This is a genomic window from Mesorhizobium sp. WSM4976 (genome assembly GCF_029625685.1).
Lineage (GTDB): Bacteria > Pseudomonadota > Alphaproteobacteria > Rhizobiales > Rhizobiaceae > Mesorhizobium.
Genome location: NZ_JARTVT010000007.1, coordinates 251,095 through 267,037 on the forward strand (window position 1 = coordinate 251,095; position 15,943 = coordinate 267,037).

Annotated in this window: 16 protein-coding genes; 7 read left to right on the forward strand and 9 right to left on the reverse strand. The window is 63.4% G+C overall.

What is annotated here, in order from left to right; genetic code table 11:
- Positions 1-9: 9 nt before the first annotated feature.
- The 4 genes from P9272_RS11270 (at position 10) to P9272_RS11285 (ending at position 4,166) form a co-directional block, all read left to right on the forward strand.
- On the forward strand, positions 10-1,050 hold the full coding sequence (locus tag P9272_RS11270; protein WP_278160593.1) for a sulfate/molybdate ABC transporter ATP-binding protein: 1,041 nt from the start codon (positions 10-12) through the stop codon (positions 1,048-1,050).
- A 199-nt stretch (positions 1,051-1,249) separates the two neighbouring features.
- Positions 1,250-2,236, forward strand: a complete 987-nt coding sequence (locus P9272_RS11275) for a sulfate ABC transporter substrate-binding protein (protein WP_278160594.1) — start codon at positions 1,250-1,252, stop codon at positions 2,234-2,236.
- 250 nt (positions 2,237-2,486) lie between these two features.
- Positions 2,487-2,936 (forward strand): Rrf2 family transcriptional regulator, encoded by a 450-nt coding sequence (locus P9272_RS11280; RefSeq protein ID WP_040970141.1) that lies wholly within the window; start codon positions 2,487-2,489, stop codon positions 2,934-2,936.
- An 84-nt stretch (positions 2,937-3,020) separates the two neighbouring features.
- Positions 3,021-4,166 (forward strand): hypothetical protein, encoded by a 1,146-nt coding sequence (locus P9272_RS11285; protein ID WP_278160596.1) that lies wholly within the window; start codon positions 3,021-3,023, stop codon positions 4,164-4,166.
- 344 nt (positions 4,167-4,510) lie between these two features.
- Here the strand turns inward: P9272_RS11285 and P9272_RS11290 are convergent, their stop codons facing one another.
- From P9272_RS11290 to P9272_RS11320, 7 genes are all read right to left on the reverse strand, one after another.
- Positions 4,511-5,014, reverse strand: a complete 504-nt coding sequence (locus P9272_RS11290) for a gluconokinase (protein ID WP_278160597.1) — start codon at positions 5,012-5,014, stop codon at positions 4,511-4,513.
- 35 nt (positions 5,015-5,049) lie between these two features.
- Positions 5,050-6,036 (reverse strand): ABC transporter permease, encoded by a 987-nt coding sequence (locus P9272_RS11295; protein WP_128256437.1) that lies wholly within the window; start codon positions 6,034-6,036, stop codon positions 5,050-5,052.
- The gene (locus P9272_RS11300; protein ID WP_278160598.1) at positions 6,033-7,013 is read right to left on the reverse strand and encodes an ABC transporter permease; all 981 of its coding nucleotides are present in this window, start codon (positions 7,011-7,013) and stop codon (positions 6,033-6,035) included. The genes P9272_RS11295 and P9272_RS11300 overlap by 4 nt, the downstream gene beginning before the upstream one ends.
- Positions 7,010-8,554, reverse strand: a complete 1,545-nt coding sequence (locus tag P9272_RS11305; RefSeq protein ID WP_128256439.1) for a sugar ABC transporter ATP-binding protein — start codon at positions 8,552-8,554, stop codon at positions 7,010-7,012. The genes P9272_RS11300 and P9272_RS11305 overlap by 4 nt, the downstream gene beginning before the upstream one ends.
- A gap of 75 nt (positions 8,555-8,629) precedes the next feature.
- A complete protein-coding gene (locus P9272_RS11310) occupies positions 8,630-9,754 on the reverse strand; it encodes a sugar ABC transporter substrate-binding protein (protein WP_278160599.1) in 1,125 nt (374 codons plus the stop codon).
- 295 nt (positions 9,755-10,049) lie between these two features.
- A complete protein-coding gene (locus tag P9272_RS11315; protein ID WP_278160601.1) occupies positions 10,050-11,078 on the reverse strand; it encodes a LacI family DNA-binding transcriptional regulator in 1,029 nt (342 codons plus the stop codon).
- Positions 11,079-11,245: 167 nt separating this feature from the next.
- On the reverse strand, positions 11,246-12,472 hold the full coding sequence (locus P9272_RS11320; protein ID WP_278160603.1) for an MFS transporter: 1,227 nt from the start codon (positions 12,470-12,472) through the stop codon (positions 11,246-11,248).
- On the opposite strand from P9272_RS11320, the gene P9272_RS11325 reads away from it, so the two are divergent.
- Positions 12,453-12,656 carry a hypothetical protein gene (locus P9272_RS11325; protein WP_278160604.1) on the forward strand — a complete coding sequence of 68 codons (204 nt, stop codon included), beginning with the start codon at positions 12,453-12,455 and terminating at the stop codon, positions 12,654-12,656. The two genes, P9272_RS11320 and P9272_RS11325, sit on opposite strands and share 20 nt — an antisense overlap.
- On the forward strand, positions 12,628-12,921 hold the full coding sequence (locus P9272_RS11330; RefSeq protein ID WP_278160605.1) for a DUF3175 domain-containing protein: 294 nt from the start codon (positions 12,628-12,630) through the stop codon (positions 12,919-12,921). The genes P9272_RS11325 and P9272_RS11330 overlap by 29 nt, the downstream gene beginning before the upstream one ends.
- A gap of 22 nt (positions 12,922-12,943) precedes the next feature.
- On the opposite strand, the gene P9272_RS11335 is transcribed toward P9272_RS11330, so the two are convergent.
- Together P9272_RS11335 and P9272_RS11340 are read right to left on the reverse strand one after the other, a co-directional pair.
- Positions 12,944-13,684, reverse strand: coding sequence for a FadR/GntR family transcriptional regulator (locus P9272_RS11335; RefSeq protein ID WP_278160606.1), 741 nt, complete (start codon positions 13,682-13,684; stop codon positions 12,944-12,946).
- A gap of 137 nt (positions 13,685-13,821) precedes the next feature.
- Entirely contained in the window at positions 13,822-14,718 is an 897-nt protein-coding gene (locus P9272_RS11340) for an NAD(P)-dependent oxidoreductase (RefSeq protein WP_128256445.1), read from the reverse strand.
- A gap of 143 nt (positions 14,719-14,861) precedes the next feature.
- Here P9272_RS11340 and P9272_RS11345 point away from each other — a divergent pair, with 143 nt between their 5' ends.
- On the forward strand, positions 14,862-15,800 hold the full coding sequence (locus P9272_RS11345) for an NAD(P)-dependent oxidoreductase (protein WP_128256446.1): 939 nt from the start codon (positions 14,862-14,864) through the stop codon (positions 15,798-15,800).
- Positions 15,801-15,943: the final 143 nt, after the last annotated feature.

A 15,943-nucleotide genomic window follows, 5' to 3' on the forward strand; every position in this document is an offset into this window, starting at 1 on the left:
GGTCGATATATGGAAGTTCGCGTCGTCAACGTGCGCAAGGAGTTTGAGCGGTTTCCGGCGCTCCATGACGTGTCGCTCGACATCAAGTCGGGCGAGCTCATAGCCCTGCTCGGCCCGTCGGGCTCCGGCAAGACGACGCTGCTGCGGCTGATCGCCGGCCTGGAGCGGCCGACCAAGGGGGCGATCTTCTTCGGCGACGAGGACGCCTCGCAAAAGTCGATCCAGGAGCGCAATGTCGGCTTCGTCTTCCAGCATTACGCGCTGTTCCGCCACATGACGGTTGCCGACAATATCGGCTTCGGCCTGAAGGTTCGGCACGGCGCCGCCAGGCCGTCGGGCCAAGAAATCCGCCGCCGGGCGCTGGAACTGCTCGACCTTGTCCAACTGTCAGGCCTGGAAAAGCGCTATCCCGCGCAGCTCTCCGGCGGCCAGCGCCAGCGCGTGGCGTTGGCCCGCGCCATGGCGATCGAGCCCAAGGTGCTTCTGCTCGATGAACCCTTCGGGGCGCTCGATGCCCAGGTGCGCCGCGAATTGCGCCGCTGGCTGCGCGAGATCCACGACCGGACCGGCCACACGACCGTCTTCGTCACGCATGACCAGGAGGAAGCGCTGGAGCTGGCCGACCGCGTCGTCGTCATGAGCCAAGGCCGCATTGAGCAGGTCGGCACCGCCGACGATATCTATGACACGCCGAACTCGCCCTTCGTCTACTCCTTCATCGGCGAGTCGAGCTCGCTGCCGGTCAAGGTCGAGAATGGCGAGGTCTGGATCGCTGACCGGCCGATCGGCCTGCAGGCGCCGCATGCGCCGCCCGGCGAAGCGGTTCTCCACTTCCGCCCTCATGACGTCGACCTGCTCGACGGCTGCAGCGGCTGCATCGCCGGCACGGTCGCCGCCAGCCGCCGCGTCGCCGGCACCAGGCGCGTCGAGCTCGAGATCGGCGGCGAGCGCCGGCGCGTCGAGATCGAGCTACCGGTCGACCATCCTGCGGCGCAGAAAAGCCGGGTGGCCTTCAGGCCGCGGCGCTGGAAGCTGTTTCCCCAGTCCTGAATTACCTTCACATCCGCCAGCGCCGCAGCTTGGCGTCATTCATGAATCAGCTTGGAAGAAAATCCTAGCAAAGAGGTGCTTCGGCGAGATATTTTCCCGACCCTCGCCCGCCTCTCGGAGTGCGTGCCTCGTCGCTTCAGGCATTCCCGACTATGGTCGCGCTATAGCTTCGATCCATTTTCCCAGGGAGCCTGTTTTCATGAAGCGTCTATTGCTCGGCATCGCGGCTGTTGCCGGTCTCGTCCTCGCGTCCTCCCAAGCCTGGTCGGCCGACAGGCTGTTGAACGCATCCTATGACGTCGGTCGCGAGTTGTTCGTCGACATCAACAAGGCCTTTATCGCCAAGCATCCCGGCGTCACGATCGATCAGTCGCATGCCGGCACCTCGGCGCAGGCGCGCGCCATCGCCGAAGGTCTCGCCGCCGATGTCGTCACCTTCAACCAGGTCACGGACGTCGACTTCCTGGTCAAGAAGGGCCTCGTCTCCACCGATTGGCAAAAGGATTTTCCGGACAACGCCTCGCCCTTCTATTCCCTGCCGTCCTTCCTGGTGCGCGCGGGAAATCCCAAGCACATCAAGGACTGGAACGATTTGGTGCGTGACGACGTGCAGGTGATCTTCCCGAACCCGAAGACATCGGGCAATGCGCGCTACACCTATCTCGCCGCCACCGCCTACGCCAACGAGGCCTTCAAGGGCGACGATGCCAAGGTGAAGGAGTTCATCACCAAGCTCTTCAACAACGTTCCGATCTTCGACACCGGCGGCCGCGCCGCCACCACCACCTTCGTCCAGCGTGAGATCGGCGACGTGCTGATCACCTTCGAGTCTGAGACGCGCGGCATCCGCAAGGAATATGGCGACGACAAGTTCGAGCAAGTCACCCCTTCGGTCAGCCTGCTGGCCGAATTCCCGGTGGCGATCGTCGACAAGGTTGCTGGCGAACATGGCAGCCGCGATCTCGCCAAGTCCTATCTCGACTTCCTCTACACGCCGGATGGCCAGGAGATTGCCGCCGAGAACGGCTTGCGGGTTCGCGACGCGGCGGCCGTCGCCAAGCACAAGGCCGACTTCCCGGACGTCCGCCTGCTTACGGTGGAGGAGGTATTCGGTGGTTGGGACAAGGTTCAAAAAGAGCATTTCGCCGCGGGCGGGCTGCTCGATCAGGCCTATGGCACCCGCTGAAAGGGCGCCACAATCAGGAAGCGCAAGGAGGCCGGCCTTGCCGGCTTTCTTCTTGTAAGCGGGGCTGCATGAGTTCGCAGGGGAGATCCCGGCCCCAACGTGAAAAACGTTACGAAGAATCAACGCGTTTGTGCCTAAGCTGCACCGGCAAATTGTTGGCCAGAGGGCGTTCGACGGTCAAACTGTCATGATTTGCACACAAACAACCGCCAGATGCAGGCGCATTGGGGTTTGATGAACTGAATCGGGCATGCTGACAAAAAAAGGCAAATACGGCCTCAAGGCCCTCGTGCATCTTGCCAGCCTGCCGGCTGGCCAGCTTGCATTCGTCAACGACATTGCGGTCGCCAACAACATCCCGAAGAAATTCCTGGATGCCATTCTGGGCGAACTGCGCAATGCGGGCTTCGTCCAGAGCCGCAAGGGCAAGGAAGGCGGTTACCGCCTCGCCCGGCCCGCCTCCGAGATCAAGATCGGCCACGTCGTGCGCGTGCTCGACGGCCCGCTGGCGCCGATCCCTTGCGCCAGCCGCACGCAATACCAGCGCTGCGAGGATTGCGACGAGGCAACATGCCAGGTCCGTCACATGATGCTGGAAGTGCGCCAGGCGATCGCCGAGGTGCTGGACAACCGCAGCCTCGCCGCCATGCGCGACGCCGACAACGACGATTTCCCGGCAGAACTCACTTCGCAAATCTAAAGCGGGTCGCCCTCGACGGAGGCCCCTTGTTGCTTGTCTGCTTTCGACGCAGTAAAGCGGCTGAAGATGAAACGGGGCTGACGCATGAGGCTTCCTTGGCTTGGCAATTCCCGCAAGGCCAGCCGGCAGCCAACGTCGAGTGACATCTACCACACCGAAATCATTGCCGATGTGCCGGTGCCAAGCCGCGATGAGTCGGTTCGCTTCTTCAGCCGCACGGTAATCCGGCCCGGAAAACTGCGCCGCTTCACCAATCAGGACCTGCGCGAGAGCCTGCTGTCCTGTTTCTATCTCGGCGTCGCGGCGGTTCTGCCGGTCTCTCGGTGGGAACCCATCTGCGGCTGGGTGGCCGGACTCAGGCGCAAGCGCCACTTTCGCAAGGAGTTCGACCGTTACGAGGTCGCGGTGAAAGCGGTGCTCGGCGATGCCGCCGACACACGCGGCATGTTCGAAGCGCAGCTTGCCGCCGTCCACCGCCGACGACTGACGCTTGCGGCGCATCTCGCCGCCGGGTGGCGCTGGTCGCCGGCGATCCGGCTGGAGGGCCTCGAAGGACTGCAGCAAGCCATGCGCAACGGGTGCGGCGTCATCATATGGTGCGACCAGTTCACGGCGCAGACGATCATGGGCAAGCGCGCCCTGCATGAGGCAGGCGTCCAAGCGCATCAGGTGAGCGCGCAACATCATGGTTTTTCGCCAAGCAAATTCGGCTTCCGCGTCATCAATCCGCCGCTGGTCAAGATCGAGAACCGTTTCCTGAAAAGCCGGATCGTCTTCGAGCGCACCGACGCCTATCAAGTCACAACGCGCATCCAGAAGACCCTGCGGGCAAATGGCGTGGTGCTGATGACCAACACAATCTATGCCGGCTCCGCCTTCGCCGAGGCCGCCATGGGCGAACGTGGCTGGACCCACCTCGCCTCGGCGCCGGCAAACTTCGCCGCGCGCGCGGGTACTGCGCTGTTTCACATGGCGACCATCGAGACAATCCCTTTCCGCCAGTACCGGGCTATCGTCACCCAGCTAAGCGCAGGCCCGCAAGTCCCCATGTTGCCGGCGGGGGACAAAGCGGCGAAGAACCTTGCCGTCCAGGCGGGATACATTCTGTCGAAGCGCGACCATATGCTGGAAACGCTCATACTCTGTCCGGAGCAGATGATGGCCTGGTCGAGCGCCACGCGGCTGACCGAGCGGCAAACCGAGGCCGGGATCGGCAACGACGGTGCATGAATACCAACTGATCTACCAGTGCAGTTCCAGGAAAAGTGTGAGCGGGTTTCCGTCAGGAATTGCGCCAAAAACAAGGAGATAGATGCGTTTCGCCGTTCCGTGACCATAGTACACGACGCAAGGGCGAGGACGGCTTGAAGTGATTGAATAGAGGATTCTTCGCCAAAAGGATCCTCCCAGCCAGGCCGACGCGAGAGTCATGGTTCCGCACCGGCCTCGACGCGATCAGGGCATGGATCACCTTCGCACCCCAAAACGCCATCCGCGCCTGGCAAGACGAATTCCCAAAACGCATCAAAAACCTATGAGTCGTGTACTCTGGTTCCGTGAAACGGTGAAACGCTCTAGCGGATGATCTCTTTCAGCGTCCCGGCAACGCTTCGCGTTCCATCGACCGTCACCGCCCGTTCGTCCGCGGCAGGCTCTTCCAGCGTAGCGAACTGGCTGTCGACCAGGCTTGCGGGCATGAAGTGGCCTTTGCGGTTGGCGACCCGCCGCCAGGCGGTCTCGCGATCGATCTTCAGATAGAGGAAGACCGTGCCGGGACAGAAGCGGCTCAGCCGGTCACGGTAGCTGCGCTTCAGCGCCGAGCACGCCGCCACCACCTTTCGTCCATCGGCGACCGAGGCCGCGATACACTCGCCTATGGCGTCGAGCCAGCCCGCGCGCAGCGCATCCGTCAGCGGCTCGCCGCGCGCCATGCGCGCCACATTCTCCGGCGGATGCAGCCGGTCTCCTTCGATGAAGTCGGCGCCGAGGGCCTCGGCAACCGCCTCGCCGACAGCCGTCTTGCCGCAGCCGGCAACGCCCATCACGACGATGGCCTGCGCTGTCCGAAGATCGGTCATGCGAAGCTGCGGTCTTGCACCTGCACTATCCACGGTCAGCGGCTTGCCGGCGCGCGCCCGTAGAGCAGAAGCATGGCGACGATGACGACGCCATAGATGATCTGCCGCCCCGCCTCGGGCATCTGCATGACCGAGAGGATGGATTGCAGGAGCGTGATCAGGATCACGCCCGCAACCGTGCCGAGATAGGAGCCGCGCCCGCCGAGGATCGACGTGCCGCCCAGCACGACGGCGGCGATCGACGGCAGCAGATAGGCGTCACCCATCGACTGCGCCGCCTTGGACGCATAGCCAGCCAAAAGCACGCCGCCAAAAGCCGACAGGCCGCCGGAGACGGCGAAGGCGATCAGCACGATGCGGCGCGTGTCGATGCCGGAAAGATAGGCGGCGCGCTCACGATTGCCGATGCCGTAGACGGCGCGGCCGAAGCTGGTGCGGGTGAGCACGAACACCGTCGCGGCGCCGATCAGCGCCCAGATGATGACGGCGTTGGGAACGCCCGGAATGGTGAACCCGGTTGCCAGATAGCGCATCGCCGACGTCGCTGAATCCTGTGGCGAGAAACCGCCCGTATAGACCACCATCAGCCCTTGCGCCACGGCATTGGTGGCCAAAGTGATGATCATCGAGGGAATGCGCAGATAGGCGACGCCGATGCCGTTGACGAGGCCGATCGCGACACCGCACAAGACCCCGAAAGGAATGGCCAAAGCGACGCCGACCGATCCATAGGCCGCGGCCGCGCAGGCCATCATCGCGCCTGTAGCCACGGACCACGGCACTGACAAATCGATCTGGCCGAGCAGGATGACCAGCATCATGCCAGTGGCGATGACGCCGAGGAAGGACGCGACCTTCAATTGCTGCAACAGATATTCCGGCGACAGGAAGCTGCGCGAATAGAGGCTGCCGAGCAGAAGCAGGATCACGATGCAGGCAAAGGCAGTGATAACAGCCGGATCGGCGCGTCGCAGAAACTTGGGCATGCGGCCTGCGATGCCGCCAAGTGTCGTCTCGCTCACAGGAACCACTCCAGCCGGTTGCGGACCCGAAACAGCGCGAAAGCGCCGAGGCTGACCGCGATCAACAGGATAACGCCCTGGAACAGCGGCTGCCAGAGCGGATCGAAGTCGAAGACGAACAGCAGGTCGCCGATGGTGCGGAAGGCGAGCGCGCCGAAGATCGCGCCGATGGCGCTGCCCTTGCCGCCGAACAGCGAAACGCCGCCAAGCACGACGGCGGCGATCGAAAACAACGTGTAGGCGTTGCCGCTCGCATAGGCCGCCTCGCCCGTATAGGTGAAAAAGGTCACGAACAGGCCACCGATGGCCGCAAGCAGGCCGGCAAGCGTATATGCCAGGAACTTACCCCTGCGGATCGGCACGCCCGACATGTAAGCCGCCGTCTCGGATGAACCGGCCGCATAAGCGGCGCGCCCGAATTCGGAGCGACTGAACGGCACCCACACGACGAGCACGATGACGAGCAGCGCCACAAAGCTCGCCGGCACCACGCCGAAGAAACGCCCGGTCAGGAAATCCGCAAGGTCCTCATTGACCGAACCGCCGGGAACCGGTCGCAAAAGCAGCGCCAGGCCGAAGAAGACGGCGCCCGTGGCTATGGTGGCGACGATCGGCTGCAGCCGACCGTAGATGACTATGGCGCCGTTGACCGCACCGCAGAGGAGCCCTGTGCCGAGCACCACCAGCACGCCAAACGCCGTCTCCAGGCCGGTGCCGATCACCAGCCATGAAGCCATGCAGTTGGTGAGCGTAAAGATCATGCCGACCGACAGGTCGATGCCGGCGGTGATCACCACCAATGTCTGCGCCATGGCGACGAAGGCCAGCAGCACGCCCTTGTTGGCGGCCGTCTGCACGACATTGGCGGTGAAGCCGGCAGGATGGTTCGCGCTGTAGATGGCGAACATGACGATGAAGATGCCGAGGGCCAGAAGCGTCCCGCGCTGCTCGGCCAGCCAGTAGCGCCAGTCCTTCACGCCTTCCCTCCTAGCTCGATGCGCGAAGCATCGCCATGGATGTTGAGCGCGCTGGCGATCAGCGCGTGCTCGGTGATCCCGTCGCCGACCAGCTCGCGCTTGACCGCGCCGTCATAGAGCACCAGAACGCGGTCGCAGCAGCCGATCAGCTCGTCATAGTCGGTCGAATAGAACAGGATCGCGGCGCCCGCATCGGCCAGCTTGCGCATCAACTGATAGATCTCCTGTTTCGTGCCGACGTCGATGCCGCGCGTGGGATCGTTGAGCAGGATGATGCGCGGCTGCCGCATCAGCCATTTGGCGATCACCACCTTCTGCTGGTTGCCGCCGGAGAGCGCGCCGACAGGAATGTCGAGACCCGCCGTCTTGATGGCCAAGAGCCCGACCATGTCGTCGATCAGCCGCTGCTCGGCGACGCGATCGATGATGCCGGCTTTCGACAGCCTGTCGAGCGCCGCGAAGGACAGGTTCTCGCGCACCGTCATCGGCAGCATCAGCCCCTCGGTCTTGCGATCCTCGGGGATCAGCGCCATCCCGATGCGGCCGTGGCTGGCTTCGGTCGGGCTGGCGATCGAAACGGGCTTCCCGTCGATCAGGATCTCGCCTGAAAGACCGCGCAGCACGCCAAAAAAGGCAAGCAGCAATTCGCGCTGCCCCTGCCCGTCGAGACCTCCGAGGCCCACGACTTCCCCTGCCCTGACGCTCAACGATATATTGTCCAGCCGGTCGGCCCAGGAGAGGTTGCGCGCTTCGAGAACCGTCGTCGCGGCAGCGGTTGGACCGGGTTTCGGCGGGAAGATATGGCTGTATTCGCGGCCGATCATCAGCTCGACCACTTCATTGTCGCTCTTCGAGCCCGCGGGGTAGCTGGCGACATTGCGACCATTGCGGAACACCGTGCAGTGGTCGGCGAGCTCGGCGATCTCGTTCATGCGGTGCGAGATGTAGAGCAACGCCAGCCCTTCCGAGCGCAGCCGCTTCAACACTTCGAAGACCTTGGCGACATCCGCCGCCGTCAGCGCCGAGGTTGCCTCGTCGAGGATCAGGATCCGCGGCTTGCGAGCCAATGCCTTGGCGATCTCCACCATCTGCCGGCGCGACAGCGGCAGATCCTTGACCAGGGCACGGGGATGAATATCTGAAGCCCCTGCACGCGCCAGCGCTTCCTCCGCGATGCGCCGCTGCGCCTTGCGGTCGATCATGCCAAAGCGTTTCGGCGGATCGGAAATGACGATGTTGTCGGCGACGCTCAGTTCCGGGATGAGCGACAGTTCCTGGAAGATGCAGACGATGCCAGCCTGGTTGGCGGCCGCCGGTGAGGCGAAGCTCACCTCGTGGCCGTCGAGCGTCATCGTGCCTTCGTCGGGCGCCACGACGCCCGCCATGATCTTGATCAGCGTCGATTTGCCAGCGCCGTTCTCGCCCAGAATGGCGTGGATGCCGCCGGCGGTGACCGTCAGGTCGGCCTTCTCCAAGGCCCGCACGCCGCCATAGCGCTTGGAGATGCCTTCCATGCGGAAGAGCGGAGCCGCGCCGTCCATCAGCCCTCCCTGGCCGTTTCGAGTTGAGAACAGGAGGACAGTGCCGCGGGCTCGCCGCGGCACTGTCCGGTCAGACTATTTGTTTTCCTTGGTCTGGCCCATGATTTCCTGCGCGGTGAAATTGATGCCGCAGGTCGGGAAGGAATTGCCGACGAAGAAATTGTCGGACTGGTCCGGGAAGAAGTCCTGACCAGCCTTGAAATTCGGATCCTCGACAATGGCCAGGGGAAGCTTGACCGACTGCGGCACGACATTGCCTTCGAGCGCGGAGATCGCGGTCTTGATGGCAACCGCCACCTGTGCGGGGCCGGTGCCGGCGGACGAGCATTTCAGTCCATCAGCGGCGTGCGCGGCGCAGAACTTGCGGAAGCCGTTCTCCGTCTCGCCACCGAAGGGCACGAAGGGATGCTTGGCGTCGATCATCGCCTGCACGATGCCGGTGTCGCCGCCTTGCCCGGTAACGCCGTCGAACGGCCCGCTGGTGGCGATCGCGTCGGCCGTGGCCTTTTGCGCCACACCGTCATCCCACTTGCCGACGACCTCGGTGACATTCCACTTCTTGCCGGAAGCATCCAGCACCTCGTGGATGCCGTTGTGTCGATCGGTGTCGACCGAGGTGCCGGCAACGCCGCGCACTTCGAGCACCTTGCCGCCGTTCGGGACATGTGAGACCAGCCACTTGCCCCAGAGCTCGCCAAGGCCCTTCTGGTCGACATTGACGTTGATGGCATCCTTGGTGTCGAGGATGTTGTCGAAGGCGACGAGCACGACGCCGGCCTCCTTGGCACGCTTGATGACTGGCCCGAAGGCGGTCGGATTCTGTGCGTTGACGACAATGGCGTCAAAGCCGGAATCGATGAAGTTGTTGATCGCCGAAATCTGCGCCGGCACATCCTCGCCGGTCGACACGACCTTGAATTCCTTGAGCTTCTTGGCGACATCCGGCTGTGCCGCATAGGCCTTGGCCGTCTGGATCATCTGGATGCGCCAGGTGTTGGCGATATAGCCGTTGGCAAGCGCGATGCGGTAGGGACCCTCCTTGTTCGGATATTTGAAAAACTGCGTGTCGGCTGCCCAGGGGGCAAAACAGTCCGGCTCTGCCGCGGGTCCCTTGACCACTTCGGGTCCGGCGATCGCCGACGAACCCAGCATGACGAATGCAGTGGCGGCAATGACGCCGCCAACGAGTGACTTGATCATCGATATTCCTCCCAGTTGCAGTTCTGCTTGTGATGAATCCTGGCGCTCACGGTCGGCACCCTCTGCCCTCCGAACACGCCCACAGGGACGACCACGTCGCCCTGATCCTCCTCTCCCCCCTCAGCGTTCCTGGCAATTTAGAAAACTATCATATTATACATAATAAACAAGCTCAGACTGTTGCTTATGTATAATAAACAGCCTCACGATCTTGCCGAATGTTGATTTTACAGACAAATGGTAGCGCTACCATCACTATGTGTAAAGCGCCGCCCTCGACATTTTTCCGGACTTTTCAACGCGCTGTGCTCTCCCGCCGCACGAGCTCGAAACCGAGATCGACGATGCGCTGTTCCGGTGGGTTACCGGCAATCGCCGCAAGCGCCATGCCGACGGATCGGGTGCCGATCTCATAGCGGTGCGTGCGCACGCTGGTGATCGAGGGAAACGACACCTGCATCATGTCGAGGTCGTTGAAGCCGACAATGCCGATCTGCTTCGGCACGTCCAGGGAAGCGCGATGGCATTCGAACAGAACCCCGAGCGCGATATCGTCATTGTTGCAGAACACGCCGTCCAGCACCGGCATCTTGGCCAGCGCGTCACGGAACAGCTGGCGCCCAAGGCTCACGCTCGACGGCACCGGCGTCGTGGTGATGAGCCGCGGATCGAACAGCCCGGCAGCCTCCATGGCGGCGCGGTAGCCGGCAAGGCGCCGCTGCGAACGCGGATCCATCCTGGCGCCGATGAAGCCGATCTTGCGGTAGCCGGCCTGCAGAAGGTGCTCGGTGGCCGTCCTGCCGCCGTCGAGATGCGAGAAGCCGACCATCATGTCGACCGGATCGGGCCCGGTCTCCATCACCTGCACGACCGGGCAGCCGGCATTCTCCAGCAGTCGTCGCGCGCCGGGCGTCTGGTCGATGCCGGCCACGATCAGCGCTGCCGGGCGTTGCGATCCGAAGACCTGTAGCAGCCGCTCTTCCTCCAGTCCCGAATAATGCGTGTTGCCGATCTGGATGCGGAACGGGCTATCGGAAAGACTGTCGTAGATGCCGCGCACCACCTCGGCGAAGACGTTGTTGGTGAGCGAAGGCACCAGCACGCCGAACACTTCGGCCCGCGCCGAGGCGAGCGCGCGGGCGTTCGGGTCGGGCACGTAGCCGAGTTCGTCGACCGCGGCCTGTATCTGCCGGCGAAGGTCTTCCGACACCCGTCCGGGCTCGCGCAGCGCACGCGAGACGGTGATCGCGCCGACGCCTGCCTTGCGCGCCACATCGGCAATCGTCGGACGGCCGCCGCCGCGACGGGAGCGCGGCTTGGTCAAGGGCGAGCCTCGCGCAGCAAATCCCGCCCGCTGCGCGCTTGCAATGCCATTGACCCTGGTGTCGTCATCTCGCAGGCCTGTACCGCGTTCATCGGCCTTGGCGTCGCGCAGCCGCGATTTGTTGTCAAGCCGAAGCGTCTTCCTGGAAAAGCGCCGGCACGAGCCCGTCAGGCCACGACGACGACGCTGCGTCTTGCCTTCCAGAACACCAGAAGCATCACCAGGATGTTGAGCAGGTTCCAGGCAATCCCGTTCAGAAAGGCGGCCGAATAGGAACCGGTGAGGTCGTAGATCCAACCCGACATCCAGCCACCGATAGCCATGCCGAAAATGGTCGCCATGATGACGATGCCCACCCGTTGGCCAGCTTCCTTGGCGGGCATGTATTCACGCACGATGATCGCATAGCAAGGCACGATGCCGCCTTGCGACAGGCCAAACACCAGCGAGACGACGTAGAGCGAGGCGAGCCCGTCGAAGGGAATGTAGAAGAACAGCGACAGGCATTGCAGAACCGAACCGATCAGCAAGGTCTTCACCCCGCCGATCCGATCGGCGACGAAACCGGAAGCGAGGCGGCTGACGACGCCGGCTGCCATCATGATCGAAAGCATGTCGGCGCCATGCGCGACGCCATAGCCGAGGTCCATGCAATAGGCGACGATATGCACCTGCGGCATCGACATCGCCACACAGCAGCCCAGACCAGCTATCACCAGCAGCACCTGAAGTGCCGCCGGCGACAATGCAATCGGCTGGACCAGGCGCGTGCCTGGCGAGCCTGCCACAACCACCGGAGCACGCCGGCGCAGCATCAGAACCAGCGGCACCATCGTCACCAGGCACGCGATGCCGATTGCCAGATAGGTGAAGCGCCAGCCCTCCGCCCTCATCAGCGGCGGTATGATCGCCGGCCAGACCGTTCCGGCGAGATAGCTGCCGGACGCAGCCGCAGCCACCGCAACTCCGCGCCGACGATTGAACCAGTGCGAGATGTCGGCGATCAGCGGTCCGAAAATCGCCGATGTCCCCAACCCTATCAGAAAGCCTTGAGCGAAGGTGAACTGCAGGATCGAACTGGAGAGCGACGCCAGCAGGAAGCCGGCAGCCAGCGCCGTTGAGGAAAAAAGCGCCGGGATCCAGTAACCGATACGATCGATGGCGCGCCCGACCAGCACATTGCCGGCCGCAAAACCAACCATGGTCGCGGTGTAAGGCATGGAGGCTGCGGCGCGATCGACGCCGAACTCGGCCTGGACCGCCGGAAGAACGACGACCACCGCCCACATGCCGACGCCCCCTATGGTCGCCAGCAACACCGAAATGGCCAGCCTCGTCCAGGCATAAGCGCTGTCTATGCCCGGGGGCGCTGCATTGCTGGCGATCGTCGTCAAGGCGTTCCTGTCCGCTGTTCTCGAAGTCGGCTGTTCGGCCTCAACTATCGGCGCATTTGCCGGGCCGAGCAGCGCCACGACCGGCGAATCCGTGGCACCAGAACCGGGAACCCGCCGCATTTCCTGGAGTTTTGCCTCAAGAAAGGAGTCTCGCCATGACAGCAAAGAAGAAATGGTCGGCTGACGTGACCGAGCACAGCGATGCGCTGGATCTCGAGGAGCATGTCTTCGAATTCGACGACGCCAGGAAGATCGCCGCCTCTCTGAAACGCTCGGCCGAGCACAGCGATCGTCGCAAGGCCGAGCCGTTTCAATCCGCCATGTCGATGCTGAATTTCTACATCAATCGTGCCGGCAAGAACCTGCCCGAAGAGCGCAGAAAAGTGCTGGAAAAGGCAAAGGACGAGCTGCGCGTCGCCTTCGGCCGCGAGAAGCAGAATCAGCATTAGATCTGCCAGGCCTTGACCGACCCTAACGCGATTGAATGACTTCGTCGGTGTTGGCCAACAACTTGCGGACCGCGTTGCGCGCCGCATCCGGCCTTTTCAGGCGGATATTTCTTTCGATCGCCTCATGCAGCTTCTGGACATGCTGCAGATCGTCCAGCTCGCGCGTCGTGTATGTGAAGAGGTGGTCGAAAGCGGATTCGATCAGCACGCCCAACGGCACCAAGAGGTCGTTCCCCGAAGCCCTGAGGATCGCGAGATGGAAGCGCGTGTCGGCGCGGGTGCGCTCCTGCAGGTTAGTGGCCTCGCCCATCTCGCGGCAGGCCTGGCTGATCTCGGCCATCTGCTCGTCGGTGCGTCGCATCGCGGCGAAGGCCGCCGCCTCCGGCTCGATGATGTGGCGGAATTCCTGCACCGTCTTCAGGAAAACCTCGCGATCCGGCGACGTCGCGTACCAGGACAGCACGTCGCGGTCGAGAAGGTTCCAGCGTTCCTTCGGTTCGACCCAGCTGCCGATCTTCGGCCGCGACGCCAGGAGGCTCTTCGCCATCAGCATCTTGATCGCCTCGCGCACCGCCGAGCGGCTGACGTCGAAGGTCTCCGACCATTTTGCTTCATTGGGCAGGATGGTGCCCGGCGGATAATCGCCGCGCACGATGCGAAGCCCGATTTCGCTGGCCAGCGACGTGTGCACGCTGGCGCCGGGGATGCGTGGCGCGTCGGCCCGACGGAAGCCGGCCGTACGCTCCGCGGCCGCCGTCTTCATCAGCTTTTTTTCATTATTCGGCTTCGCGTACCGCATAGGTCCACCAAATCCCGTTTTCAGAGCCTGTCAAGCATGGCAGGCCCGCTTTGCCGCAACCTGCGCAGATGTGCACAGATCAGCCGGCATTTGGCCTCGCCTCAGGCGGTTTTAACGTATTTGCGCCAGCTGTGCTCAGGCCGGAAGCCGAGCACGCCGCGCGCCTTGCGGTTCGAAAGCAGCGTCTCATATTCGCCGAGTTCGGCCTTGACCGGCACGCCCGGATAGAAACGCTTCAACAGTTCCGCCGTCGGCAGGTCCGACGAGGTATCGTCGTTGGCCGCGTTGAACACCTGGTAGCCCAGGCCATCCTTCTCGATGGCGCGCAAGGTGATCTGGCCGAGATCGCGCGCATCGATGTAGCTCCAGGCGATACGCTTGCGGAAGCCGGGATCGGCGAACCATTTCGGGAACAGAGTGTATTCGTGCGGCTCGATGACGTTGCCGATCCGCAGCGCATAGATATCGGCGCCGCTGCGCAGCGCGAAGGCGCGCGCCGTCTTCTCGTTGACGATCTTGGACAGCGCGTAAGAGTCCATCGGGTCGACGTCGTAGTCCTCGTCAAGCGGAAAATGCGTGGGATTGCGCGGCTCGTTGGCGAAGACCAGCCCGTAGGTCGTCTCCGAAGAGGCGATGATGACCTTGCGGATGCCGAGCTTCACCGCCGCTTCGATGACATTGTAGGTGCCCATCGCGTTGATGCGGAACACCTCGTTGTCCGGCGTGATCATGATGCGCGGGATCGCCGCGAAATGCACCACCGCATCGACCGGTTGGGCTCTCAGCGACGGATCGAATTCGTGCAGGCCCATATAGCTCGACAGTGCGTTGAACACCTGCCCGCTGTCGGTGATGTCGGTGATCAGCGTGCGTACCTTCGGATTGTCGAGCGGCCTGTTGTCGATGTTGAGCACCTGGCAGCCATGTTCGACCAGATACTGAACGACATGCCGGCCGGCCTTGCCGCTGCCGCCGGTGAACATGATCCGCTTCGTCATTTTGCTCTCCACAAGGCTCAGGGATTATGTGTATTGTCAGACAATAGGGTATTCCGCAATCGCTTGCCAACCGCGATCCGCGGAAACCTTCTCAAATGCCCGCCGCGCGGGCGCCCGTCACCACGAAACAGGGAAGAGACGACATGAGCACCACCGCTGCCCGCGAGAACATCGGTTTCATCGGCCTAGGCCTGATGGGGCACGGCATCGCCAAGAACATCGTCGACAAGGGCTATCGGCTGACCTTTCTTGGCCGCAAGAACCGCAAGCCAGCGGAAGACCTCTTGGGACGCGGCGCCAGGGAAGCGGGTACGTCACGGGAGGTGGCGGCGGCTTCCGACATCGTCTTCATCTGCGTCACCGGCTCGCGTGAGGTGGAGGCGATCGTCCGCGGTCCGGGCGGACTGAAGGAAGGTCTCAGGAAGGGTTCGGTGGTCGTCGACTGCTCGACCTCCGACCCTGTCTCGACCGTGGCCCTGGCCGCCGAACTCAAGGCCCTCGGCGTCGACTATGTCGACGCGCCGCTCAGCCGCACGCCGAAGGAAGCCTGGGAAGGCACGCTTGACGCCATGGTCGGCGCGCCGGACGCGGTGTTCGCCAGGCTGAAGCCTGTGATCGAGACCTGGGCCGGCCGCATCGTCCATATCGGCGACACCGGCGACGGCCATCGCATGAAGCTGCTCAACAACTTCGTCTCGCTGGGCTATGCGGCGATCTATTCGGAGGCCCTGGCGCTGGCGCAGAAGGTCGGCATCTCGCCGGCGCGCTTCGACAGCGTCATCCGCAACGGCCGCATGGACTGCGGCTTCTACCAGACCTTCATGCGCTGGACTTTGGACGGCGACCGCGCCGCGCATAAATTCACCATTGCCAATGCCTTCAAGGACCTGACCTATCTGGAATCGATGGCGGGCGCCGCCGGCATCGCCAACCCGCTCGGCAACGCCACCAAGAATTCGTTCGCGACGGCCCATGCCGCCGGTCCCGCAGAGCAATATGTGCCGATGCTCGCCACCCATATCGGCAAGCTCAACGGCGTCGACCTGATGCCTTCGAAGGACGGCGTGAAGCAGAAGATCTGACTGCAATTCCAGGAAAAGCGGGGGGGGGGGGGGGGGGGGGCCCCCCCCCGGGGGGGGGGGTGGGGGGGGGGCGGGGGGGCGGGGTCGGGGGGGGGGGTGGGGGGGGGTGGGGGGGGGGTGGTGGGGGGGCGGGGGGGGGAGGG